The sequence below is a fragment of the Zoogloea sp. GW822-FHT05C07 genome (assembly GCF_058800215.1).
The window spans coordinates 2,583,321-2,606,783 of the sequence record NZ_CM179510.1; the positions used below are offsets into that span (position 1 = coordinate 2,583,321).

General features: G+C 60.0%; 19 protein-coding genes and 3 tRNA genes. 9 read left to right on the plus strand and 13 right to left on the minus strand.

What is annotated here, in order from left to right:
* Positions 1-15 precede the first annotated feature (15 nt).
* Positions 16-999, minus strand: coding sequence for a restriction endonuclease (locus AC3QL2_RS12150; RefSeq protein ID WP_493235969.1), 984 nt, complete (start codon positions 997-999; stop codon positions 16-18).
* 81 nt (positions 1,000-1,080) lie between these two features.
* Between AC3QL2_RS12150 and AC3QL2_RS12155 the strand changes: the two genes are divergently transcribed.
* Positions 1,081-1,371 carry a hypothetical protein gene (locus tag AC3QL2_RS12155; protein ID WP_493235968.1) on the plus strand — a complete coding sequence of 97 codons (291 nt, stop codon included), beginning with the start codon at positions 1,081-1,083 and terminating at the stop codon, positions 1,369-1,371.
* Between the two features lie 179 nt (positions 1,372-1,550).
* Here AC3QL2_RS12155 and AC3QL2_RS12160 read toward each other — a convergent pair whose 3' ends face one another.
* Together AC3QL2_RS12160 and blaOXA are read right to left on the minus strand one after the other, a co-directional pair.
* The gene (locus tag AC3QL2_RS12160; RefSeq protein ID WP_493235967.1) at positions 1,551-1,982 is read right to left on the minus strand and encodes a cupin domain-containing protein; all 432 of its coding nucleotides are present in this window, start codon (positions 1,980-1,982) and stop codon (positions 1,551-1,553) included.
* Positions 1,983-2,159: 177 nt separating this feature from the next.
* A complete protein-coding gene (blaOXA, locus tag AC3QL2_RS12165) occupies positions 2,160-2,933 on the minus strand; it encodes a class D beta-lactamase (RefSeq protein ID WP_493235966.1) in 774 nt (257 codons plus the stop codon).
* Between the two features lie 314 nt (positions 2,934-3,247).
* On the opposite strand from blaOXA, the gene AC3QL2_RS12170 reads away from it, so the two are divergent.
* From AC3QL2_RS12170 to AC3QL2_RS12180, 3 genes are all read left to right on the plus strand, one after another.
* Positions 3,248-4,195: a glycosyltransferase family 2 protein gene (locus tag AC3QL2_RS12170; protein ID WP_493235965.1), complete on the plus strand. Its 948-nt coding sequence runs from the start codon at positions 3,248-3,250 to the stop codon at positions 4,193-4,195.
* 97 nt (positions 4,196-4,292) lie between these two features.
* Positions 4,293-4,715 carry a GtrA family protein gene (locus AC3QL2_RS12175; RefSeq protein WP_493235964.1) on the plus strand — a complete coding sequence of 141 codons (423 nt, stop codon included), beginning with the start codon at positions 4,293-4,295 and terminating at the stop codon, positions 4,713-4,715.
* Positions 4,716-4,789: 74 nt separating this feature from the next.
* Positions 4,790-6,274, plus strand: coding sequence for a hypothetical protein (locus AC3QL2_RS12180; protein WP_493235963.1), 1,485 nt, complete (start codon positions 4,790-4,792; stop codon positions 6,272-6,274).
* A 32-nt stretch (positions 6,275-6,306) separates the two neighbouring features.
* On the opposite strand, the gene AC3QL2_RS12185 is transcribed toward AC3QL2_RS12180, so the two are convergent.
* Positions 6,307-6,780: a GNAT family N-acetyltransferase gene (locus tag AC3QL2_RS12185; RefSeq protein WP_493235962.1), complete on the minus strand. Its 474-nt coding sequence runs from the start codon at positions 6,778-6,780 to the stop codon at positions 6,307-6,309.
* Between the two features lie 98 nt (positions 6,781-6,878).
* Here AC3QL2_RS12185 and AC3QL2_RS12190 point away from each other — a divergent pair, with 98 nt between their 5' ends.
* Both AC3QL2_RS12190 and AC3QL2_RS12195 read left to right on the plus strand, forming a co-directional pair.
* Positions 6,879-8,831 carry a PhoX family protein gene (locus tag AC3QL2_RS12190; protein WP_493235961.1) on the plus strand — a complete coding sequence of 651 codons (1,953 nt, stop codon included), beginning with the start codon at positions 6,879-6,881 and terminating at the stop codon, positions 8,829-8,831.
* A gap of 178 nt (positions 8,832-9,009) precedes the next feature.
* The gene (locus tag AC3QL2_RS12195) at positions 9,010-9,435 is read left to right on the plus strand and encodes an organic hydroperoxide resistance protein (RefSeq protein ID WP_493235960.1); all 426 of its coding nucleotides are present in this window, start codon (positions 9,010-9,012) and stop codon (positions 9,433-9,435) included.
* A 41-nt stretch (positions 9,436-9,476) separates the two neighbouring features.
* Here the strand turns inward: AC3QL2_RS12195 and AC3QL2_RS12200 are convergent, their stop codons facing one another.
* The 3 genes from AC3QL2_RS12200 to AC3QL2_RS12210 all read right to left on the minus strand — a co-directional run bounded on the left by AC3QL2_RS12200 (position 9,477) and on the right by AC3QL2_RS12210 (position 11,834).
* On the minus strand, positions 9,477-10,013 hold the full coding sequence (locus AC3QL2_RS12200) for a DUF1697 domain-containing protein (protein WP_493235959.1): 537 nt from the start codon (positions 10,011-10,013) through the stop codon (positions 9,477-9,479).
* Between the two features lie 8 nt (positions 10,014-10,021).
* Positions 10,022-10,501, minus strand: a complete 480-nt coding sequence (locus AC3QL2_RS12205; protein WP_493235958.1) for a hypothetical protein — start codon at positions 10,499-10,501, stop codon at positions 10,022-10,024.
* Positions 10,502-11,015: 514 nt separating this feature from the next.
* On the minus strand, positions 11,016-11,834 hold the full coding sequence (locus tag AC3QL2_RS12210) for an alpha/beta fold hydrolase (RefSeq protein WP_493235957.1): 819 nt from the start codon (positions 11,832-11,834) through the stop codon (positions 11,016-11,018).
* 223 nt (positions 11,835-12,057) lie between these two features.
* Here AC3QL2_RS12210 and AC3QL2_RS12215 point away from each other — a divergent pair, with 223 nt between their 5' ends.
* The gene (locus AC3QL2_RS12215) at positions 12,058-13,716 is read left to right on the plus strand and encodes a SulP family inorganic anion transporter (RefSeq protein WP_493235956.1); all 1,659 of its coding nucleotides are present in this window, start codon (positions 12,058-12,060) and stop codon (positions 13,714-13,716) included.
* Between the two features lie 36 nt (positions 13,717-13,752).
* Here the strand turns inward: AC3QL2_RS12215 and AC3QL2_RS12220 are convergent.
* From AC3QL2_RS12220 to AC3QL2_RS12235, 4 genes are all read right to left on the minus strand, one after another.
* A tRNA-Lys gene (locus AC3QL2_RS12220) sits at positions 13,753-13,828 on the minus strand.
* A gap of 12 nt (positions 13,829-13,840) precedes the next feature.
* Positions 13,841-13,916 (minus strand) — tRNA-Gly (locus AC3QL2_RS12225).
* 9 nt (positions 13,917-13,925) lie between these two features.
* A tRNA-Asn gene (locus tag AC3QL2_RS12230) sits at positions 13,926-14,001 on the minus strand.
* A gap of 171 nt (positions 14,002-14,172) precedes the next feature.
* Positions 14,173-14,613, minus strand: coding sequence for a MarR family winged helix-turn-helix transcriptional regulator (locus tag AC3QL2_RS12235; RefSeq protein ID WP_493235955.1), 441 nt, complete (start codon positions 14,611-14,613; stop codon positions 14,173-14,175).
* A gap of 63 nt (positions 14,614-14,676) precedes the next feature.
* Here AC3QL2_RS12235 and AC3QL2_RS12240 point away from each other — a divergent pair, with 63 nt between their 5' ends.
* Positions 14,677-15,417 (plus strand): siderophore-interacting protein, encoded by a 741-nt coding sequence (locus AC3QL2_RS12240; protein ID WP_493235954.1) that lies wholly within the window; start codon positions 14,677-14,679, stop codon positions 15,415-15,417.
* 84 nt (positions 15,418-15,501) lie between these two features.
* Here AC3QL2_RS12240 and AC3QL2_RS12245 read toward each other — a convergent pair whose 3' ends face one another.
* The gene (locus tag AC3QL2_RS12245; RefSeq protein ID WP_493235953.1) at positions 15,502-16,746 is read right to left on the minus strand and encodes a cystathionine gamma-synthase family protein; all 1,245 of its coding nucleotides are present in this window, start codon (positions 16,744-16,746) and stop codon (positions 15,502-15,504) included.
* A 470-nt stretch (positions 16,747-17,216) separates the two neighbouring features.
* Here AC3QL2_RS12245 and AC3QL2_RS12250 point away from each other — a divergent pair, with 470 nt between their 5' ends.
* Entirely contained in the window at positions 17,217-22,520 is a 5,304-nt protein-coding gene (locus AC3QL2_RS12250; RefSeq protein ID WP_493235952.1) for a hypothetical protein, read from the plus strand.
* Here AC3QL2_RS12250 and AC3QL2_RS12255 read toward each other — a convergent pair.
* Positions 22,504-23,313, minus strand: a complete 810-nt coding sequence (locus AC3QL2_RS12255) for a hypothetical protein (protein ID WP_493235951.1) — start codon at positions 23,311-23,313, stop codon at positions 22,504-22,506. The genes AC3QL2_RS12250 and AC3QL2_RS12255 overlap by 17 nt on opposite strands.
* Positions 23,314-23,463 lie beyond the last annotated feature (150 nt).

Consider the following 23,463-nt stretch of genomic DNA (forward strand, 5'->3'; position numbering starts at 1 on the left):
TATTTGATTCTCTCTTCACCTATCCCTCCTCATCCCAAGTGTCTGCCGACACCGCGGATAATTGAAACACCCCCAAAACCCCGCCTTCCCCTTGCTCCCCGCCACCGCCCGCATCTTGATCCCGCAGCTCGGACACGTCGGCACCTTGTAATCCCCTTCAATTGCGAAATTAAGCAATTCCTGCCGCACAGCCTCCGGCAAGCGAAGAATCATCAGCAGGAACATCTCGCCGTCGATCAGCGTGATGTGGTTGGCCTTGGCGATGTCCTTGGCGTCGGGGGTGAAGCCGCCGCTGGTCATGAAGAAGGCTTTGGGGATTCTTTCGTGGGTCATGACGCCGAGCAGTTCGCGCACGGGTTTGACGCCGACGAGGCGCTCGCCCCAGGCTTTGCACTGGACGATGGCGGTGCATTTGCCCTTGTCGGTTTCGGTGGCGCTCTGGAAGAGGCGGATGTCGATGCCGCCGTCCGGGCCGAGGGGCGTGGTGGCGCTCTCGATGCCCTTGCTGGCGTAGAAGCGCTGGCAGACGTCCTCGAAGCGTTTCCATTCCAGGTCGCGGATCAGCTCGATGCTCCAGGCGGTGGGGCGAGTGTCGGCCTGGGGTTCCGGCGCTGAGGAGGCGATGATGGGCTCGTCGCCCGCGGCGGGGTTCTTGAGGCTGGGTTCCTGCCTGGGGTGGAAGACCCGTGCATGCACGGGGCCGTGCGCGGGCTCCGCTGCGAGCCTGGGCGCGCTGGTTTCGGTGGCCTTCCTGGCGCTGACGACGGCGCGGAGATAGGCGAGTACGGCGATCAGCAGCAGGCCGCCGCCGGCCAGTTCGGCGAAGGAAGACAAGGCGAGGGTGAGCGGCTGGAGGATCATGTTGCCGGCGCCATAGGCGGGCAGGGCCCATTTGAGGCTGGCATAGACCACCAGGGCCAGTACCGCGCTCACCGGCCACGGGGCGTTGAGCAGGTCTGCCAGCGCGGCGTGTTTGCGGCGGTAGCGTTTGCGGGCCATCAGTGGCGGATTCCCTTTTCCGTCGGCACGGCGCGGGTGATGGCTTGCCGCAGGGGCATGGTCTGCCCGGAGCACAGCGTGATGTTGGCGGCGAGCGGCAGCAGCGGGACCTTCATTGCATCCGGGTATGTCGTGGCGATGGGAGAGATATCGCACGGCATGCGGCCCGCCCGCTACGGAACAGTTCACATTTTTCGAATTTGGCAGAAACGGCAGGGGTTTGGCGTTTTCATCATCCTCGCGGGGCGCGCGGTGGGCTGTTTGATGCGCCGACTTGAACTGTCGATGCTCGGAGATGAACTTTTGATGCCGGGACTTGAACTCGAGCTGCGCGGACTTGAACTTTCGCACCTCGGACTTGAACCTTCGTAGCGGCGACATGAACCCGCGGGGCGCGGATTTGAACTGTCGATGCGGCGAGATGAACTTGTGCAGCCCGGACTTGAACCGGTTCAAGTCCGGGTTGAAGTGGTTCAACGCCGATTTGAACTCCCGGTGCCCGGAGGGGCGAGAGTTCAAATCGGAGCGTGGGAGTGTCAAGCGTTCGCGTCTTATTTCTGCCTGGGTACCAGATCCACTGCCCAGATCTCTGCGGCCTCCGTCGTGCTTGGGTTGCGGAACCAATGCACGGTATCGGCATTTTCAAACCACCAGTCGCCGGCGTGGAGGGTGCGCTCGGTGGTGCCCCGGTATTCGACGAGGGTCCCTTTCGTCACGCGCACGATGCCGGGACGGCCGGCGTGGGAGTGGCTATGGATCGCACCGCCGGGGGCGACGCCTATTGCGCGGGCGCGGAGTGCGTAATCCGCGAGGGTGCCGGGAAGATTATGGGGGGCGAGGTCGACCATGCCGACCGCGTCGTTGCCCCCGGTCAGGCCCACAGGTTTTTCAGGGGGTGTCTCGGCGGCGTGGGCCGAAACACCCAGCTGGACCACCAGGCTGGAGATTGCAGCGAAAACGAGTTTTGATCTGCGGCACCGCATGACAGCCTCCTTGTTGTTATCGATAGAGCCTGATGTGCTGTTGCCCCGTGGGGCAGGCCGCCCGGGCCCCGGGGGTGCCGGGGGAGGCCATGCTGTAATTAATTAGTGGCCGCGGGTGGAAAAGGCAAGAGGCGTGATTCCTGCGGGGGTTTGAAGGGGGGCTGCATCCTCCCGCCATCAGCGGAAGGCGCCCTTTTCCGTCAGCGCGGCGCGGGTGATGGCCTGGCGCAGGGGCAGGTCCTGGTCGGAACGCAGGCTGATGTTGGTGGCGAACAGCCAGACTTCGCCGTGGCGTTCCACGTAGCCCACGTACCAGCCGATCTGCGGCTGGCTGCGGGCGGCCCAACCGGTTTTGGCGTAGAGGCGGTAGCTGGGGGCTCGTTCGACGAGCATCACGTCCTGCAGCACCTGGTAGGCGTGGGCGCCGAAGGGCGGTTGGTGTTGCCAGACTTTGTTCAGGAACGCGACTTGTTCCTGGGCGCTGATCTGTAGCTGGTCGGTCAGCCAGAAGGTGGCGAGGTCGAACGGTTCGGCGAGGACGCCGTAGCCGACCTGGCCGAGGTAGCGCCGGTAGGTGCCGGCGCCGACCTTGCGCGCGATGTCCTGGTAGCACCACACGCAGGAAACCTTGAAGGCCGAGGAAAGGGTCTGGTCCCGGTTCCAGTCGGGTATCTCGCGCTCGATGCCGTCCCACTTGAAGGGGGTGTCGCGGTCGGCGATGACCCATTCCTGGGCGGCGATCAGCGTGTTGAGGATCTTGAAGGTGGAGGCCGGCGGATAGCGCCGGGCGGCGCGGGCGTCGTTGTGGATGTAGGTCTGGCCGTTGTGCAGGGCGGTGATGACCATCGTGCCCTCCACGCCGTGGGCCCGGAAGATCCTGGCGATGCCCTCGTCTTCGGCCTGGGCCAGGGTCGGAAGCGCGAGGGCGAGCAACAGCAGTAGGGCTTTCATTGCGTACGGTGATGTCGTGGGGATGACGGGGTATCGCACGACAACCGGCGCGGTTGCTACGGAGCATTTCACATTTTTCGGATTCGGTAGACGAAGTTCGAATTTGATGTTCTCGTCGCCCTTGCTGATACCTACCGGCAGCCATTTGATACGCCGATTCGAATATTTGATGCCCGAGCACGGACGCCCCTTCGAGATCAACGCGTCGCTAGAGCAAACATCAAGGTCATTGATCTTGATACGTATCGCTGATAGCATTTTTTAAAAATCAAAATGCAATTGTCGGTTATTTAAATCGATTTGATGAAATCATTATGAAAAAAATATCAGTAATCCTGCCTGCCTACAACGAAGAGAAAACCATTTCTGCAACGATTGAGGATTTTCATCTTCATTTGCCAGAAGCTGCGATTTATATCGTAAATAACCGCTCAACCGATGCAACCGAGTCGATTGCCAGGAAAACCCTGTCCGATCTGAAGTGCGAAGGTTCCGTCATAAACGAGAAGCGCCCTGGTAAGGGGAACGCAGTCCGGCGCGCCTTTCTGGAAATCGATTCCGACATATATATTCTCGCGGACGCGGATCTCACCTATCCTGCTGAACGGGCACGTGAACTTATGGCGCCAATTCTTGCCGGCGAGGCGGACATGGTTGTTGGCGATCGCCATAGTGCCGGGCATTATTCAGCGGAAAACAAGCGCGCCCTCCACGGGTTCGGCAACCGCTTGGTACGCGATCTGGTGAACCTCCTGTTTCATGCGGATCTGGCAGATATCATGAGCGGTTACCGTGTGTTCAACCGGAGTTTTGTCAAGAGCTATCCGATCCTGGTCGAAGGGTTCGAAATCGAAACGGACATGACGCTGCATGCTCTGGACAAGCGCTTTCGCATTGTTGAAATACCTGTGAATTATAAGGACCGGCCGGCCGGAAGTTTTTCCAAGCTGAATACCCTTCGAGACGGTACAAGGGTTATCAATACCATAACCAGGATTCTCCGCTATTACCGGCCGCTGGCCTTTTTTGGAGGCAGCGGGCTGCTGGTCGGCTTGCTGGGTATTGTCGCCAGCATCCCCGTTTTCGAAGACTGGATACGGGAGCGGTACATCCACCATGTGCCCCTGGCAGTGCTGGCCACAGGCTTGGAGATTACGGCGATCGTGCTTGTTGCAATTGCCCTTATTCTTGATTCGATCACCCATCAGGACAAAAGAAACTTTGAACGTGAGCTTCTCTCTGTTCCGTTCAAGAAGCCTTGATGGTGGTTCCGCAAAAAAAACGCAGGGCGCCCGGGGTTTTGGATGAGCCTGGCTTGGGCCATGCAGGATACGCCAGGGGAAAATCTGGACGGAGTCGATGATGCAGAAAAGTCCGAACGGAGCCGCGCCTCAGCATTCCCTGCTACGCCAGATCTTATGTTTTGGACTGGTTGGCGTGGCAGGGTTCATTGTCAATGCTTCGATTGTTGAGGGCTTGAAGCTGTCGGTTGGGCCGCTTTGGGCGCAGGCGCTGGCCTTCCCCCTGGCCGTCACAACGACCTGGTGGCTGAATCGAAAATATACCTTCGGAGCCAGCAGGTACGCCTGGAGGCAGGAGTGGTTGCGCTATATCGCAGCCAATACGCTGGGATGGGTTGCCAACAACGGAGTCTATCTTGCGCTGGTTTTGTCCGTTTCTTTTGTCTATGACCACCCATCGCTTGCGGTCGCTGCGGGGTCGGTTGCAGGGATGGTCTTCAACTTCGTGATGTCCAGGCGTCTGGTCTTCAAATTGAATTGATCAAACGGCCGGCGCTGGCCATGAACTTGAAGTCGGGTTGATCGGATTGATATTGCAGGACGATTAAGAATCATATGCTCTTAACAAAATTATCCTACCCCAGGGCAGTGAGGGGGTTCGTTGAATTTGCGCTGATCTCGATCCTTGTTCTGCATGCGGGATTGTTGTTTTTCTATATTGGTCCGTTCAGTCTTTTTACGGATTCTGCAGGGTATCTCTACACCGCGGATGTTCTGTTTTCCGACCACCGTTTTGTGTGGAATCAAAACAGGCCAGTCGGATTGCCGATGTTGTACTACCTGCTGCTGGCGGGAACGCAGAAGAAGATCGTATCAATAGTCATATTTCAGATTTCCGTCTTCTATATTTCGGTGTACTGGTCCATCAAGGAATTCATGCCGGGAAAGTCTGCAGTATTCAGGCTTTTCGCAATGGTTGTGATCATCGCTCTGTCGCTGCGCACGTTCCTGTATTCGTACATGGTCCTGAGTGAGTCGGTTTTCTCATCGATGGTGATCATTGCGTGCGCAATGATGTTCAACTATGCGGTCAATCCATCGCTGGATTCGCGTCGAAGCAAGCTTCGATACATCTTTGTCTTTGCTCTTGCTTCCGCACTCACGAAGTCCATCGGCATTATCTTTCTTGCGGCATCGATCTTGCTGTATGCGTACCATTACATCTTTGTCGAGCGGAAGATGTCTCTGTGGCTTACGCCTCTGGCGCTTTTGTCCGCTACGGTTGCAATTAATCTTGCAACACTTGGTGTGCCCGGCTTTTCAAAGCAGGATGGGATTCAGCTGCTTATCTCGGCCAATCAGTTCATAAACTATGAAACCCCGTTCATGGCGGAAGAGAAAGCGCTGATAAAGGGGAGCCATCAGGAGATTTTGAAGCGGTATTATCCCCGAACAAGACTCGACCAGATGATAGGTCCTGTGGAGGGTGTCCAGACCCCTGCTGAACTGCTTCAGAAATCATCGAAGGATTACGACGAATACAACTTGAAGATTCGCCGCCTGGTCATGGAGGGCCTCATGTCCGGCCACAACCTGATCTTGTATGCCTTGGACGGTGGGGCTGAACTATACAAATTGATCGTTGATGATGCGAGTGAAGGCCTTATCATTCCGGGGCGCATCGATAACGTAAACAAGCAAGTTCTTGGCTCTCTGCCAGCGATTGAGAAAAGTAACTCTCCGGAGCAGATTCGCAATTCCGACAGCCAGGATTATTTTTCCAAGAATCTGGATTTCTTGCTGATTCCAAAATACATCGCTCCCGCTTTCTTGTTGTCAGTCGTTATCTTGTATGCGCTCCTTGCAAAGCGGGGGGGTAAAGGTGCTGTCGCGCTCGCTACCGCATGTATTGTCGTGCTGTGTTTTTGCGACCTGTACGTATCTTCATTAATGGTTTTTGCGCTGGACCGATACTACGCGGGCATTGAGGTCTTGCTTTGGCTGCTCAGCTTTTCGCTTCTCACGCACTTGGTGGACTCCCGCATGAGGAGCCAATTGATCGAGCACGGAAGTCATCAGTCAGGTGTTTTGCCCGCCTGAATCCAGGGCGGCAAGGAAGTCCTGCCATCCCATCACGCCCCCTCGGCCGGCCGCGCAAACAGCAGATAAGGCCCATCCGGCGAATCGCCGTCGGCGACGGCCTGCCAGCCCTGGTGGGTGTAGAAGCCGATGGCCGGGGTGTTGGCCTTGAGGCATTTCAGCGTTGGGGTGGCGGCGGTGAAGTAGGCCGAGCAGTGGGTGAGCAGCGTTTTGCCGACGCCCTGGTGCTGGAAGTCGGGATGGACGAAGAGGGTGTGCAGGAAGCTGTCGGGCTCCCAGATGGAGGCGAAGCCGACGGGGTGGCCGTCGGCCAGCGCGACGAGGATGCATTCGTCTTCGGTGTCGGCGTCGAAATCGGCGGGCTGGAAGGCGCTGGCGTCCTGCCACGTGAAGGCGGCGCGGCGGGCGGCGGTGTAGAGCTGGCGCAGGGTTTCGCGGTCGGGTTCTTCGAATTCACGGATGCTCAGGTGCATGGTCGGGTGGGCTCGCGGGGGTGACTGTTTCATGGCGACGGGGCAAAGCTATCACCAGGCTTTCATAAAGCTTTCATGATCGCCAGTGAAGATTGCGCCCTTTCCGCCATCTCACTGGAATCGTCACTGCTATGAACACTTTGCCGGATTCGTCCCGTCGCCACCTCCTGAAGCTCATGTCGGGTGCTCCCTTGCTGCCGTTTTCCTCTGCCATCGCGGGGGCTTCCGCGTTTCTGGGCGGCTGTGGCGGCAGCGGCGGGTCCGACGCGCCGGTGGCGCTCTCCAGCGTCAGCTTCAGCAGCATGCCGGCGCCGACGCTGGCCAACCCGGCTGCAATGGCCACGACGACGGTGGGTTCGGTGATGTCGGTGACTTTTGCCGATTCGAGCAAGCTCGACTACACGCTGGCCTACCAGCCCTTCTTCATTACGGGTGACCTGGTGGCCGACGGCAAGGGCGGCAAGATCCTGGCCGGCGGCTATTACGACATCAACAATCAGCCGATCATCGACGGCACGGTGGTCGGCCAGGAGCGCCAGTTCTTCTCCGATTCGCCGGACGGCACATCGCTGCTGACCGTCGAGGGTGCGAAGGTGGATGGCGTGAAGGGCAAGCCCGTGTTCGCCGTGGTGCAGTTCGAATACACGACCTGGGCGCAGGACGGCACGACCGACATGTATGGCAAGCTGCCGTCGCCGATCGCCGTGCTGACCCTCGACCAGGATCAGGCTACCGGCAAGCTGTCCCTGGTGAAATACCACAACGTGGATACCTCCAAGGTCAATGGCCTGTGGATCACCTGCGGCGCCAGCCTGTCGCCGTGGGGCACCCACCTGTCGAGCGAGGAGTACGAGCCGGATGCGTTCAATTCCAGCAACGCCCAGCTCAAGGCCTTCAGCAAGAACCTGTTCGGCAACGAGGCGACCGCCAACCCCTATCACTACGGCCATCTGCCGGAAGTCACCGTCAATGCGGACGGCACCGGCTCGATCAAGAAGCACTACTGCGTGGGCCGTATCTCCCACGAGCTGGTGCAGGTGATGCCCGACCGCCGCACGGTGTTCATGGGCGACGACGCGACCAACAGCGGCTACTTTGTGTTCGTCGCCGACAAGGAGAATGACTTGTCCGCCGGTTCGCTGTACGTCGCCAAGGTCGGCGCGGGCTTCTCCCTCGATCCGGCTGCGTCTGCGGCGGCGCTGTCGTGGATCAAGCTGGGTTCGACGACGAGTGCCGAGATCAAGGCCCTGGTGGACGGCGGCATCAAGCCGACCGACATCATGGATGTGCGCAGCGCCGACCCCGCCGATGCGACTTTCAAGAAGGTGATCTCCAACGGCAAGACCGAGTGGATCAAGGTGATCAACGAGAAGGCCGCCGCCTTCCTGGAAACCCATCGCTACGCGGCCTACGTGGGCGCCAGCATGGGCTTCACGAAGATGGAAGGCACGACGGTCAACATCAAGGACAAGGTGGCCTACTCCGCGCTGCAGAACTGCCAGGACTCGATGGTCGTCGGCGGCAAGGGCTACACCGCCGGCAACGGCATCTCCATCGACAAGGCCCTCAAGGCCGGCGCGGTGATGGCGCTCAACCTGAAGAGCGGCCTGAAGGACGACAAGGGCGCGGCCATCAACAGCGAGTGGATGCCGGCGGATACCAAGGCGCTGCTGGTCGGCGAGGACATCACGGCCGACGCGCTGGGCAACACCGGCAACCCGAACAAGGTCGCCAACCCGGACAACCTGAAGTTCTCGGAGAAGATGCGCACCCTGTTCATCGGCGAGGACAGCGGCCAGCACGTCAATAACTTCCTGTGGGCCTACAACATCGACACCAAGGCGTTGTCGCGCATCATGTCGATCCCCGCCGGCGGCGAATCCACCGGCCTGCATGCCGTCGATGAGATCAATGGCTGGACCTACATCATGAGCAACTTCCAGCACCCGGGCGACTGGGGCAGCATTCACAGCATCGTCAAGGACACGCTGGACCCGCTGATCAAAGCCAACTACAAGAACAAGTCCGGTGCTGCAGTGGGTTATCTGACGGGTGAGCTGAAGCAGTTCAAGCTGGCGAAGTAAGCCGGTTCAGCGGTCATCCTGGGCGTGGTGCCATTTGCGTGGCGTCACGCCGAATGGGGCCTGTGCGGGGCGGTGCACGGACGGGACTCCTTGATTTCGTCGGGCGTCTAAAGTGGAGTAGGGGGAGGCATTGCCCAGCGGCACCCCTTCATTCGAACCGCCCCAACAGGAGATGACCATGTCCATCGAAAAAGTCTTGTACCGTGCTCATGCCACCGCCACCGGGGGCCGTGACGGCCGTGCCGAGTCGTCCGACGGCGCGCTCAAGGTCCAGTTGGCCATACCCCGCGAACTCGGCGGTGCCGGCGGCCCCGGCACCAATCCCGAGCAGCTGTTTGCCGCCGGCTATTCGGCGTGCTTCATCGGGGCTTTGAAGTTCGTGGCGGCCAAGGAGAAGGTTGCGCTGCCGGATACGCTGAGCATCACTGGCAACGTGGGCATCGGCCCGGTCCCGACCGGCTTCGCCATCGAGGTCGAGTTGCAGATCAACCTGCCCGGCGTGCCGCGGGATACCGCGCAGCAACTGGTCGACAAGGCACACATCGTGTGCCCGTATTCCAACGCCACGCGCGGCAACATCGATGTGCGGCTGACGCTCGTCTGAGTGGATGCTCCCGTTTGGCCGGCGCTGCGGCCAGGCGGGCACTAACGCTCGGCCAGTTCGCGGAGCTTGCAGACGGTTCGCCAGTTGCGGTCCGTCATCGGGAGGCCGAGCAGGCGTTCGCTGCTGGCGGCTACTTTTGAGCGGCCGACGCCGTCGGGGGCGTGGAGGTAGAACACGCGGCCGTCGAGCACGAAGCGCTCGTTGTCCTTCCTGAGGCTCGCCAGCTTCTGCAGGTCTGGCGCGGGCGGCGTGGCGGTCAGGAATCCCAGGTGCAGCGACGCGGGGTCGGCCTCCGCCTCGGGAAACGGATTCCGCTCGCAGGCCCGCAGGATGTCCTCCCGGCGCAGCAGCAGCACCTGGGGTTCGAAGCCATGCTGTTCTCCGATTGCCGCCACCAGCCGTGCGGCAATCGGCACGGCGTCGCCGTCGGCATGGCGGAATACCGCGTTGCCGCTCTGGATATAGGTGCCGACCTCCGTCGCGCCGATGCCTTCGAGCAGGGCTGTCAGCGATTTCATCGGCAGGGTGTTCTTGCCGCCGACATTGATGGCGCGGAACAGGGCGATGTAGGTGTGCATCGTGGTGGTCAGCAGCCGAGTTCCCGAAAGCGCTTGCGCAGTGCGAAGAGTTGTTGCTGCACAGCGGCGAGTTCGGTGCCGCTGGTTTGCAGCTCCTGGCGTTCCAGGGGCGGGAGGTGAGTGTTGAGACGCCGGCATTCCTGCTGGGCTTCCGGGCTGAGCTTGAAGCGGCGTTCGAAGGTGGCGTATTGCTTGCGGTCCATGCCGCTGAGCGGTCTGATGGCGTCGGACATCTGCTCTCTGAAATGTTCGTGCTGGACGTCTGCTGCCACGCGCTCCTTGCCGGAGAGCTTGCTGACTCCGCGGGTGGGCTCTACTTCGATGCGCTGCGCGCCGAGGCAGGGCGAGTCGGAATAGACCGTCTTGCCGCCCTGGTCGCATTTGAAAACGGTGCGGGATGGCGACGGCAGCGGTTGTGCTGCTACAGGCCAGGCGGCCGTGACAGGGACGGAGAGGCCGAGCAGCAGAGCGAAGGTAGTGCGTGTCACAGGAGGCGGCTCCTCGGGCATCAAGGGATGCACGCACATGGCGATCCATGCGCGGCGCGGGGACGAACGCGCCACCCCATCGATGCAAATGCCGTGAATGGCGATGGATGCAGTCTATGGAGCGCAGTTCGTGTCGCCTACGGATTAGTCCACTCGCTGCTTCGGAAATTGCTCACTGAGTCCCGGCACGGGCAACGGTGGGCTTGCTTCAGTTTGCTTTCCTGAAGCGCAGGTACAGGCCGGCCAACCAGACGACGAGTGCCAGCAGGAAGATGGCCAGGCCGCCGAGGATGTCGGCGCTGGAGAGCGTCGCTGGCTGAGGCCGTATCGCGTGATGGCGGCTGGCAGGATGAGGACGGTGTGGATGCGCTGTTGCATGGAAGCCCCGCGAACGGTGCAAGCATGGTGGCTGGCCACCGCGCCGATCCATGTCATATACGTACCATTTGGCGAAAAAACGTTCCCGCGCCAGATGCGTGAGATTTCCGCAGGGGATGCTGATGCCGGCGTGGGATTACGGCAGCGCTGCTATGAAGTCTGCTACCAGCGTGACGATGGTCTCCGGCTTTTCCCGGTGGGGCATGTGGAAGGTGTCCGGGATGATCTCGACGCGGGCGGGGCCGTTGCTCAGTTCGCCGATCAGTTCGGGATGGCGGGTCGAGCCGTATTCGTCGTGGAGGCCGTGGATGACCAGCAGCGGGCAGTTCACCTTCGGCAGCACGGGGTGCAGGGACCAGTCGGCGAAATCGGGGGCGAGCCAGGTTTCGGTCCACGCGTCGAGCACCCAGCGGGCCTTGTCGCCGTGGTATTTGCGCAGGCGGTCGACCTGCTTGTCGTCCTGGAACTGTTCCTTGGCGATGCGGATGCCTTCGACCGTGCGGTCTTCCAGGAAGGCCTGGGCGGCGATGGTGATGACAGCCTTGCAGTCGTCCGGGAACTGGGCCGCGCAATTGATGGCCATGCCACCGCCGACGCTGTGCCCAAGGATGATGAAGCCGGTGAAGCCGTAGTGGCGGCGTACGGTGGCGAAGTAGCTGCGGGCTTCGTCGACGATGAAGTCGAGGCTCAGCGTGTCGTTCCGCCGGTCGGAGCGGCCGAAGCCAAGACGGTCGTAGGCGATCACGCGGCGGCCGGTGGCGGCGCTGAGTTCGGCCGGGAAGTCGCGCCACAGCTCGACGCAGCCGAGGGAGTCGTGCAGCAGCACGATAGGCTCGGCGGGGAGTGCGCCGGTGTCGCGGCCGGTGGGCGTCCACACGCGGGAGAACAGGCGGCCGCGGGGATGCTCGACCCAGATGTCCTGGGCGGTGCTGCGGGGGGCGTCGGATTCGGACATGGGCTTGTGCTCTCCTTTGGCGGTGTCGGGGGCGTGCTGCCGATGGCTTCCGGAGATGGAGCTGGCATCGGGCTGCGCCTTTTTATAACGTTGACGTTAACGTAATTCAGCAGGGCCGGTAAATCCCTCTAGGGATAACCCTAGCCGGGGTTGCGCCACTGTCGGTCTCCCGGGCGTCGTGGATTGGGGATAATGCTTCATCCGACGTCGATCCCCGTTCGCCATGTCGCCGCTCCGAAGCCCGCCTGCCGCGCCCAGTCTGCCGTGGGGAGACATCCTCGCCGGCCTGTCGGTGGCCGGCGTGTTGCTGCCGGAGTCGGTGGCCTATGCGGCGATCGCCGGCGTGCCGCCGTCCCACGCGCTGCTGGCGGCGCTGGTGGGCTTGATCGTCTATCCGTTGTTCGGCAGCAGCCGCTTCGCGATCGTCGCGCCGACCTCGTCCGCCGCGGCGATCTTCGCCACCGCGGTGGCGGTGGGTGGGCCGGAGATGGGCTACGCACTGGTCTTGCTGACCGGCGCGCTGTTCGTGATGGCGGGCCTGCTGCATACCGGTTCCATTGGCGCCTTCATCTCGCGGCCGGTGCTGCGCGGCTTTGCGTGGGGCCTGGCGGTGACCATCGTGCTCAAGCAGTTGCCCCATCTGGCCGGCGTGCATGTAGCGGGCCACAACGCGTGGCAGCTGCTGGCGGGGCTGTTCGATGCGGCGGATGCGATCCACTGGCCCAGCGTCGGCCTCGGTGCCATTGCGCTGGCGCTGTGGCTGGCAGTGCATCATGGCTTGCGGCGCGTGGTTTTCCTGCCCCAGTCGCTGGTGGTGCTGGCGCTGGGGATCGCGGCGTCCGCGGCCTTCGACCTGGGCAGTCGCGGCATCGCGCTGGTGGGGCATATCGAGTGGCGCAGCCTGGCCCTGGACCTGCCGTCCCTGAGCGCCGAGCGCTGGCTGCGCATGGCCGAATGGGCGCCGGCGCTGCTGCTGATCCTGTTCGCCGAGTCCTGGGGTTCGGTGCGTTCGCTGGCACTGCAGAAAGGCGACACGCTCAGCGCGGACCGGGAGCTCCTGGCCATCGGCGCCAGCAACCTGCTGAGCGGAGTCCTGCAGGGCCTGCCGGTGGGGGCGGGGTTTTCGGCGGCGGCGGCCAACTATTCGGCGGGGGCGCGCAGCAAGGCGGCCGGGCTCGCCGCGGCGCTCACCCTGGGTCTGCTGCTGTGGCATGCTCGCACTGCGCTTGGGTTGCTGCCCCTGCCGGTGCTGGCGGCGGTGATGGTTGGCATCCTGTCCCACAACCTGTGGCCGAAGGCGGTCATCACCGGCCTGCGCGCGGGTGGCGACGCCTGGCTGGCGGTGATGGCGGCGCTGGCGGTGCTGGCCTTCGGAGTGTTGTTTGGCATGCTGCTGGCGGTGGGTTCGTCGCTGCTGCTGGCCATTCATCGCTTCGCGCAGCCGGTGGTGGTGGAGCTGGGGCAGTTGCCGGGCACCCGTGACTATCAGGATTGCCAGCGCCACGCGGAGGCGATCCGAACGCCCGGCCTGCTGATCCTGCGGGTGGATGAACCCTTGTTCTTCGCCAACGCGGAGCAGGCTTTCCAGTTTGTACGGGCGACGGCACTGGAGCGGCAGCCGGGTGTGGTGGTGCTGAGCCTGGAGGTTTGCGACGAGCTGGATGTGACGGCCGGCGAGGCGCTCGCCGAACTGGCTGCCAACCTGCGCAGCGCCGGCATCGAGCTGGCCTTGGCCAGGGTGAAGGACCGAATCCGCGATGCGCTGTCCCGCGCCGGCCTGGTGGGCGAGATCGACCACGCGATTGCCGCCTACTGGAGCGTGGATGACGCCGTGCAGGCCACGCGACTGCGGAAGTGCGCGAGCGCGGGAAGCCAGACATGACAAAGGCCACCCGAAGGTGGCCTTTGCGGTGATGCTTGGTGGGTTGTGAGTGGCTCGAACACTCGACCTACGGATTAAGAGTCCGCTGCTCTACCAACTGAGCTAACAACCCACTTCTTGAAACTGGAGCGGCAGAAGAGTCTCGAACTCTCGACCTCAACCTTGGCAAGGTTGCGCTCTACCAACTGAGCTACTGCCGCATTGAATTCTGGCTCCTCGACCTGGGCTCGAACCAGGGACCTACGGATTAACAGTCCGGCGCTCTACCGACTGAGCTATCGAGGAATACAAGCGTTTTGCGCTGTTCTCACGGTGTTCTGTAAGAGAGGGCGCGAACTATAGCACATGTTTCCGATTTGTGGCACTCAGCGATCATTTGAATGCCAAAAAATTCTTACGGAGAGGGGCTCGTCGCTTTCATGTGTTCTGGTGGGGGCGGAAAACCGGGTGGTAAAGCTAGGACGCCGCGTCGAGATTCCTGCGTACCCGCTCCAGCAGTGACAGCAGCACGTCCTGCTCAGCCTGGCTGAGATCCTGGATCGCCTGCTGGGACAGCTCGCGTTCCTGTTCGCCCAGCGACGCGGAGACGGCCTCGCCCTCCGGTGTCAGGTACAGGCGCAGATTGCGCCGGTCGTTCGCATCCGGCCGTGCTTCCAGCAATCCGCGTTCCCGCAGGCAGCCCGTCAGCCGGCCCAGCTGGCCCTTGTCGCGCCCGGAATGGCTGACGAGGGTGCTCAGCGTTTCCCCCGGATTACGGGCGAAGAAACCCAGCACCTTGCCTTCCATGTGCGTGAGCTGCAGCGGGCTCTCGCGCAGGGCCCGGTACTGTCGGGAGCGGAACAGGTGCATGACGGTATGGACCGCCTCGAATACGTCTTTGGCCCGATCGTTACTCATATCGTTGACTTTATCAACTTTGTTTTCCAGAATTGTTGACGTTATCAACTAATTGGAACGTCAATGGAAACAACACTCAAAGGGGAGCGCCGCATCCAGCGCGTCCGCCATGAACTGCGTCGCCGCGAGGTGAGCGTCGCCCAGGTGGAGCAGGTCAGTCCCGGCTTCGTGCGTGTGACTTTCAGCGGGGACGACCTGACCGATTTCGTGTCCCTGTCGTTCGACGACCATGTGAAGTTCATGTTCGTCGATCCGGCCGGCGAAGTCGTCCGCCGCGACTATACTCCGCTGCACCACGATGCAGCGGCTCGCAGCCTGTCCATCGAATTCGCGCTGCACGCGCGCGGTGCGGCGTCGGACTGGGCGCGCGCGGCGCAGATCGGCCAGCAGGCCACCATCGGCGGCCCGCGGGGCTCCATGATCATTCCGCTGGACTACGACTGGCATCTGCTGGTGGGCGACAGTTCGGCGCTGCCGGCCATCCACCGTCGCCTGCGGGAACTCCCGGCCGGTGCCCGGGCCATCGCGGTGATCCAGGTCGACGACGCGGCGGACCGCCGCGACTTCGCCAGCGCGGCGAACGCGGATGTGAGCTGGGTGCGCAGCGGCGATGAACTGCTGGCCGCCGTCCGCGCGCTGCAACTGCCCGCCGGCAGCGGCTTTGCGTGGGGCGCCGGCGAGGCCAGCATCATGCGCTCGCTGCGCGAGTTGCTGAAGGACAAGGGCGTCGCCGGCGTGGACATGCGCATCGCCGCCTACTGGAAACAGGGCGCTGCGGATTTCCACGAGCGGCTGGACGACTGAATGTGGAACGCCCTCGTCATCGGGCAGAGCCATGTCGTCGATGGCGGCATCAAGCGGGTCTCCTTACCACCCCGCCGAATACTGTTACGCCAGGGCGCGCTCGAAGTCGGCGATCAGGTCGGCTTCGTCTTCGAGGCCGACGGACAGGCGGATCAGGCCTTCGGCAATGCCCATCGCCGCGCGCGCTTCCTGGCCTGCTTCCCAGAAGATGGTTGGCGCAACCGGGATGATCAGCGTGCGCGTGTCGCCCAGGCCGGTGGCCTTGATCGGCAGGCTGAGGCGGTTGAGCACCTCGACCAGCGTCGTCGGGTCGCTCAGTTCGAAGCTGAGCAGCCAGGAACCGGCCGCGAAAAGACTCGTGGCACGTTCGTGCTCGGGGTGCGACGGCAGGAAGGGGTAGTGGACCGCGTCGATCTTCGGATGGCGTTCGAGCCACTGGGCCAGCGCCAGCGCCGTGCTGCTGGCGCGCTGCACTCGCAGCGAAAGGGTTTCGCTGCCGACACTGATGCGGTGCGCCTGCTCCGACGACAGCGTGGCGCCGGTGTCGCGCAGGCCCTTCTTGCGGATCTGCAGCAGGCCCCAGCCCTTCGGGTCGCCCTTGCGATAGGGCGCGAAGATGTTCGGGTAGGGCGACCAGTCGAACAGGCCGGTGTCGGTGACAGCCCCGCCGAGGGCTTCGCCGTGGCCGGCGATGGTCTTGGTCAGCGAGTTGATCACCAGGCTGGCGCCGACGGCGCGGGGCCGGAACAGGGCCGGCGAGGTGATGGTGTTGTCGACCACGTAGATCAGCCCGCGCTCGCGGCACAGCTCACCGATGCGTTCCAGATCGGCGACCTGGGTGCGCGGATTGGCGATCGTCTCGACGAAGACCATGCGCGTCTCCGGCCGGATGGCGGCGGCAACGGCTTCGACGGAACAGGCATCGACCTTGTCCACCGCGACGCCCAGGCCTTCCATCGTGCCGAGGAGGCTGTTCGTGTTGCCGAAGATGTAGCGGCTGGCCACGAGGTGGTCACCGGCGCGCAGCAGCGTGAGGAAGACCGCCGAGATGGCACCCATGCCCGTCGCGAAGCACACCGTGCCCACGCCGTTTTCCAGCGCGGTGATCTTGGCTTCGAGGGCGGCCGTGGTCGGCGTGCCCTGGCGGGCGTACTGGTAGCCGCCCTTGTAGGTGCCCTGGAAGGCGCCGATCAGATCCTCGACCCGGTCGAAGCCATACTGCACCGAGGTGTGGATCGGTTTGTGGATGCCGCCATGTTCGACGCCGAAGCGGCGGTCGGAATGGACGTTGTCGGTGGTCAGCGCGCGATTGTCAGGGGACGATTTCATTCATCAAACCTACATCAGTTTGATCCTGAAGTGCCTGCGCCCCAGGACCACGGGATTTCTGAACCCATTGCTGGTAACAGTTTAATGCTTCAATTCTGCCGCTGCGTCGTTGAAGCGTGGGCCTTTGCGGAGCACCAAAACAAAATGGGCTAGGTTTTTCAGACCTAACCCATTGAGTTCAGATGACTCCAGCGCTTGTTTTCGGTGTATGGCGCGCCCGAGACGATTCGAACGTCCGACCCTTCGGAGGGCCCGCCGTCTGTGTGCAGATTGCACGCACAGAAACGCTAACAATAGGTCTACAACCTGCAAAAACGGGGTGTTGATGTTAGTCTGTGTAGATCATCGATCGCCACCTCTAGCCCAACGTGCCTCTCTCTAAGTCCTTGCAGCCCGCTCAAGCCGCGCTATTAGACCCGGATAAACGGGTTCTTGCAACGACTCCTGCTCCCCCCACGGCTACGTGGGCAGTGCTGTACACGTGGGCAGGTGCCGAGGATTTGCTGCCTCCTGTCATGCTGTTGTGTGATGCGACGGCAGCTATCGAGCGGCCAGGGGCCGTCGGATCCATACTGCACTACATTGTTAAGCCCGGCATTCTCAATGACCTGGAGTTGTGGGCTGAAGAGAGTGTACATGCAAGACTGTTGTGGCGGTTGGCACACCGGTTGGCCGTCGCTGGTCAAAATGTACTCGAACACTATCGGCCGCTACCTGATGCCCTGCCGGCCAGAACCCGGTTTGAGGGCGGACTGGATACCCAGTATCTCTATGCCCTGCTGGCGACGCGTAACCCATATGCGTCGGGTGACACTGTCGGGCGGGCTGGGTATGACCGACTGCGGCTGTGGCTGCTTATGCATGCGCTTGAACGTGCAGAGCGGGGGATCCTCCTCGACACGGCCGTCCGAGAGGTCGCAACCCGGCTGAGACTTGCGGGTGATGGCAAGGATGCTTGGCTAGACATCCTAAATTCACTGCGGCTAACAGCCCGGGATCTCTATGCGCTAGACCCCCAAATATGTGTCCGAGTAGCAGTACAGCTGCGATCGGAGCGGCTGGAATCCAACGCTAGAGCATTCTTGCGTGCGCTGAACCAAGTCGCGCTACGGGAAGACCACGCTGCAGTTGGGCCTTTACGTGGGCAGCTTTTCGATGCCAGTTTATGGCGTACTAGCATTGAGCAACTGCATGCCGCTGCACCGGTGTTCCCTGTCTTGCTCAATGTAGATGACGACGAGTCATCGTCGGACCTTGAGTCCGTTGGGGACCGTGACGACGATCTGGTCTGTGTGAGTGTGCCTCAGGATGCAACGCTCATCGGCCAAACAAAATACGCCTCCTCCATCCTCCTCACCACCCTTGAGGAGCACCAGTTCCTATCTTGGACTTGGTCGCGCCTTACGCCTGACGAGTTGCATGGCATCCAGGCATGGATGGCGACAGCCTTAAAGACGAGCGCCGCAGAGGACCAACTGCTTGCCGCCGTTGTGTGGATCGCAATCACCACCGGACGTTCCCTCGCTCGAGTCCTTGCCATTAGGCTGTCAGATAGTGTTGGCGAAGAATGGTCGGTTTCATCATCAGCCGCACTGTTACGCGCTAGCGCACGCCCCAGCCGAGGATGGAGCCCCACTGATGACCAAAGCCGCTGGGTTCGCGCGCTGGGTGCCCATTATGAGCTTCGGTTGCCTGAGGAGGTGGCTAGGGCGCTTACCGTCGGTGTTGAGCGGTTGCTACCCTTATCGCCGACTTTTTTGGGGGATCTGCTCCCGGCCCAGGTGTTGTTAAGCCGGTTCCGCGAGGTCATGCAGGAGGTTGCGCCGCGAGTGACCGCCGGCATGCTGGCCAACGTCCTGCCCTCGCAGCTCTACAGCACAACCAAGGATGCAATCCTAGCGCGCCTCTACGCTCGCCACCCCCAAACTGGACTGCCAGGTGCGGCGGCGTATCCAAGCTGGACAGGTAGTGAGCTCGCCAGCACCCTCCGTCGTGCAGGTCTCCCAGTTCCGATGCTTGACGGTGCTCTATCCACTTCAAATGTGTTGGGTAGCCGACTTGATCCCATTGAGTCGCTTTTGCGTAGTGAGATACGTCGAGCTGGGCATGCCTTGCGTCACCTGCGAGGCAAGGATGTACTCCAGTATCACAACGCGCTCACGAGCTACTTGGTCGTCGCACTACACGCTGCTTCCGGTACCCGACCCATCCGTGCACCATTCGAGGCGCTCAGGGATTTTGACTTGGATGCTGGAACGGTTTTTGTGGCCGACAAGGTGAGTGGTGCGTCGCGGTCCGGGCGCCTCGTGCCGCTGCCACGGCGGCTGTGCGACTTCGTTGCAGGACAATATCTCCCTTATCTCCGATCGCTGGGGTGCTGGATAGAAAAGAGTGGAGACATTGAGCTCGGACGTCAGGTCGTCGCTGTAACGACCCGCGATGGTGCTCCATGCTTGCCGCTGTTCTTCATGCTGCGTCTCGATGGGGGGACGCTGCAGTGGGAGCCATGCAGCGAGGGAGGGATTGCAAGTGCGGGGGGTTTTACGTGGTCTCTACCTCTTCGGCACTTGCGTCATCGGCTTGCCACGAGGTTGCGATCCGCCGAGTTGGACCCGGAGATCATCGATGGCTTGCTGGGGCACGCGGAGCGAGGGAGTGCCACGTATGGAGATCGGTCCGCGCGTGTCTGGCTGGAGGACATGACGGGTGCCAGGTCTGCTTTGGAAGCATGTTTTGCCAGTCTCGGCTTTCGACCCATCAAGACCGCGCGGCACTTTGAATCGATACCCTTCGCAAACTTGCTCCCTCGTGCGGCGGACCTGCAAGGGCCAGTACTGTTTGGACGGGCCGAACGTGCCAGACGGCGTCGTGCGCGATTGCGTGCCGCGGTGCAGGGCGCTCGGGTGATGATCGACTCAGTCTGTAATGGGCGTCCAATCGGTGAACTCACTACAGACGAAATCGATCAATTGAGCCGCGCGCTCGTATTTAATCCCAACGGTATCCCTCATGCACTGGGGCAGCTGCGATACGCTGTTTTGCTGAAGCAGCTTGAACGGGCACAAGAAAAGCAGGTGCGGCCTATCCGAATGCGGAGGATATATCTGGCCTTTGCTGATGAGCCTAGCACCATTACATCCATGGCATGTGGTGCCTACCGAGCGTATCAACGCTTGATGAATTTGATGGACTTAGTGCCAGAGCCTCGGTATCTGCCACGAGCGCTGGGGCAGGCGTTGACGCTTGGCGTGCTGAGGTTGGTGCTCGAATCAAGGTTGACAGATGGGGAGGCTTTAAAGGACATCCTTGCTGGTGAGAATTACCGCGTTATCGGCTTCCGAGATCGGACATACATAGAGCTTGGAGAGAGCGTCGCCGAAGCAGGGCCGGATGCACTCTGTCGTCGCCTTGAGATCAGTCGAGCGGCAGCGTGCCTATTGGCTGCAGGACTGACGGGAAAACGGGCCAACAATGCGGGGAAAAGGATTATTGATCAAAATCTCCGACCGTTGGTCGATTGCATTCAGAGTCATGCCCTAAGCAGTTCAGGAATTGCCAACGTTGAACAGCTTGTTTTAGCAATCGCAGAATTGGTCGACCAAGTTAATGCCATGAGTCGGCCTGGCATCGTTGCTGGCTATCTTGCAGGAAGAGTTAAGTCGCTTTCCCTTAACTGGTATGACTTTACCCGTTTGCAAGATGGCTATGTGCGTGACTTCGGGTATTTGGCGAAAGTGATGGATTCGGAGCGGCCGAAGGAAATGCCCGCGGCGAGTGTGTTGCTGGCTGTTAATACCTCAGTCGGTTCAGATCAACGGCAACAGGCAAATCGAAAACTGGTCCGTGAAATTGTGTCTCTCCTCGGCGAAAAAGAAGGCTTGCGTCGGCTGACACGAGATGAGCGTGCGGCGGGGATCCGTGAATTGATTGCCGCTGCTGCGGGTGATCCAGGCTCATTGGTCTGCCTGTTGGCTCATTGGACTGCACATCTGCTGACTCGGCGGAATCAACATCGGGATCAATATCTGAGCCTTGCGACAGTGGAGCGTTATCTCTGTGCGCTATCAAAATATATCGTCGAGCTCGCACCTGATATCGAAATTGAAGAGCTGGATGAGGACGAGATAACGGAAGTTTACGCGTCGATTATTGATGAGGTCCCAGTCAAATCGCAACGCTATAGCCGACTTCGGCTGGAGGAGTTCCATGCCTGGCTTATGTGGCAGAAATCCGTGGAGGAGCCTGACTGGTCCCTTGTCGCTGGATCGGATAGGTCTTTAAATGCAAATCCTGGTGTTCTTTCGGAGACGGAGTATCTCCGTGTTCTTACCTATCTTGAAAAATATGTGGGTGACGAGACGGGTAAGCTGGCTGCACTCCTATTGTTTTTTGCCTATCGATTCGGTCTTCGCGTCGGCGAAAGTCTTGGGCTTTTGCGCAAGGACATCGTTGGAGATCTAGAGTCTGGGTTAGTTGTTATTGTGAGAAATAACAAACTGAGAAAGCTGAAAACAAATAAGTCATCTCGCCGTTTGGTTCCTTTGCTGGCGAAATTGGATGCGAGAGAAGAAAGTCTAGTCAGAAATATGCTGACAAAGGCAGAGGCGCAAGGTGGAGGCGACACGACTTATCCGGTGTTTGGCGTTGATGCGACGAGTGCTGCGCCTCAAACAAGAAGATCATTTGCGTCACTCTTGAGGAAGTTATTGATCCCTTTGCTACGCGTGGTGACAGGCAATCCGCGAGCCAATATCCATCACGCACGCCATAGCGCAGGCAATGTCGTTGCTGCGAGTGTTTTTGGTGTTGATGGACTGGGGCTGGATGACCGCGAGTCTGCGTCGATTGACAAGGTCAGGAGCATGCTTTTGGGGGGCTCCGAAAAGACGCGGAGGGCACTCCCGGCCGTCGAGCGGTATTTGGGGCATGCAGCTGCGGGAACGACTCAAGAATATTATCTGCATATATTGGATTGCTGGAGTAATCAATACAACGCCTTGGATGCCGAAAAGGAAGTACGGCTTACGGGCGTAAGGTATCTGGACGATGCACCCGCATCATGTGCTGTAATCCTCGATGGATTCGAACGGCAACAGGCACGGAATCTGACGGTGGCTGATGGCCTGATGTATTTGCGGCTACGAGCTCGTGGGTTTGTGCGAGGCGTGGCAGCGGATGCCCTGGACTTGGATGGGGATGTCGCTGAATTAATTGATAAGCGACTTGATAATATGGCAAGCCGATTTAGATTTAGCGCTTCTGATCGGGCTTTTATCCCCTCTACGTTAGAGATGTATCCATCGCTGGCACAGTTGATCACGCGCTTTAATGATGGCGTGTGGGATGAATGGATCGATTGGGCTAGGACTCGGGTGGGTATGGCTAAAATTACCCGCATGAGTCATTTGTACACAAAAATAACCACATCCAGGCAGCTGGTTCTATGGACTGTCGAGGATCTGGAGGCGGCGAAATATCACTTGGATTGGTGGGGGATCGGTAGCGAGCAGTTGCTAGTTGTGCATTCGGCAAAGTGTGCCGCTAAATTGATTAGTGCGGCTCAATCCAATGGTTTTGATGTTAAGGACTGCAGGCGTTCAGTACCTGCAGTCCAGATTGATGCTGTGAGATGCGGTGATGATGGTGAGTTCACCGTTAGTCATCGAATTGCAATGCTTATCCGAGAGACGGATCACCCCATACGACATGGCGCGGAGCTTATGACGTCTATCGTCTTGGGCGAGATTGTTGGCGAGTTTAATCGGCAAGGCTGATTGATATCATGCTTCTCCCATTGTCGGCGATCGTTTCGGCTAGAGCGAATAGGTATATGTCTCTATTTTTTAGTCGTTCAGCGAGTAGCGGAAAATCTTCGTGATTCTCATAATTGCCAGTTACGACTTCTCCATCTTCAGTTATCAATTTTAATGAAAATTGACTATAGCTAAGCAGATCAATAATTGCATTAACGATTCGGTTTGCGGTCGGGGCGACGAGCGATTTCGGATGTTTTTGTACTTTACCGGCTAGTTCGCTAATTTTTGATTTTTGACCGTCAGTAATAGTGATTGGATGGGTTAGTTTTGCTCCGACTGCGGCGGCAGCAGTGCGGGCTCCATTTTCGGCCGCTTCTCTTTGGCGGTCCGTTAAATCAATCTTGGTGAGGTCGGTAAACATATCGTCGGTGCCGGTGCGGCGGGACGGTGCTTGTAGTATGTGTGATGACTGGTATAAGCAAAGGGACCTTATTGTATCTTTCTCCACTTCGGTGAGTGAGCGATGGCAATAGATATGTATGCAGGGTGATATTGTTTTGCTTGCTGGGTCGCGAAGCAGTGTTTGGCGCGCCTCGAGCATTTCTTCGTCGATGATTTGGGATGATGAGATGGTCGCTATGATGCCGGTGGAAATGCTTTGTAGCTGTTGCCAATTAATGGACGAAAAATCCCCGCTGATAATATTGGTGTCGTATTGAGTGACGGCGATAGCTGTCTGCTGCTCGATAATCAGTATTGGATCGCCTTTCGTTAGGTTGTCTAGGGCTTCAAGGTTATTCTGTTTGGTCATGTCTCGCCACCATGTGTCTGTTGTGATGGTTTATGCTGACATGGTTTATTGCCGGTTTTATTTGGCGCGGGGGCTGTTTTGGCGGCTGCCAAATAAAATTACTGGTTCTTTTCGTTCTTGCGGCTAATAAGCTCTAACAAAATGACCAAT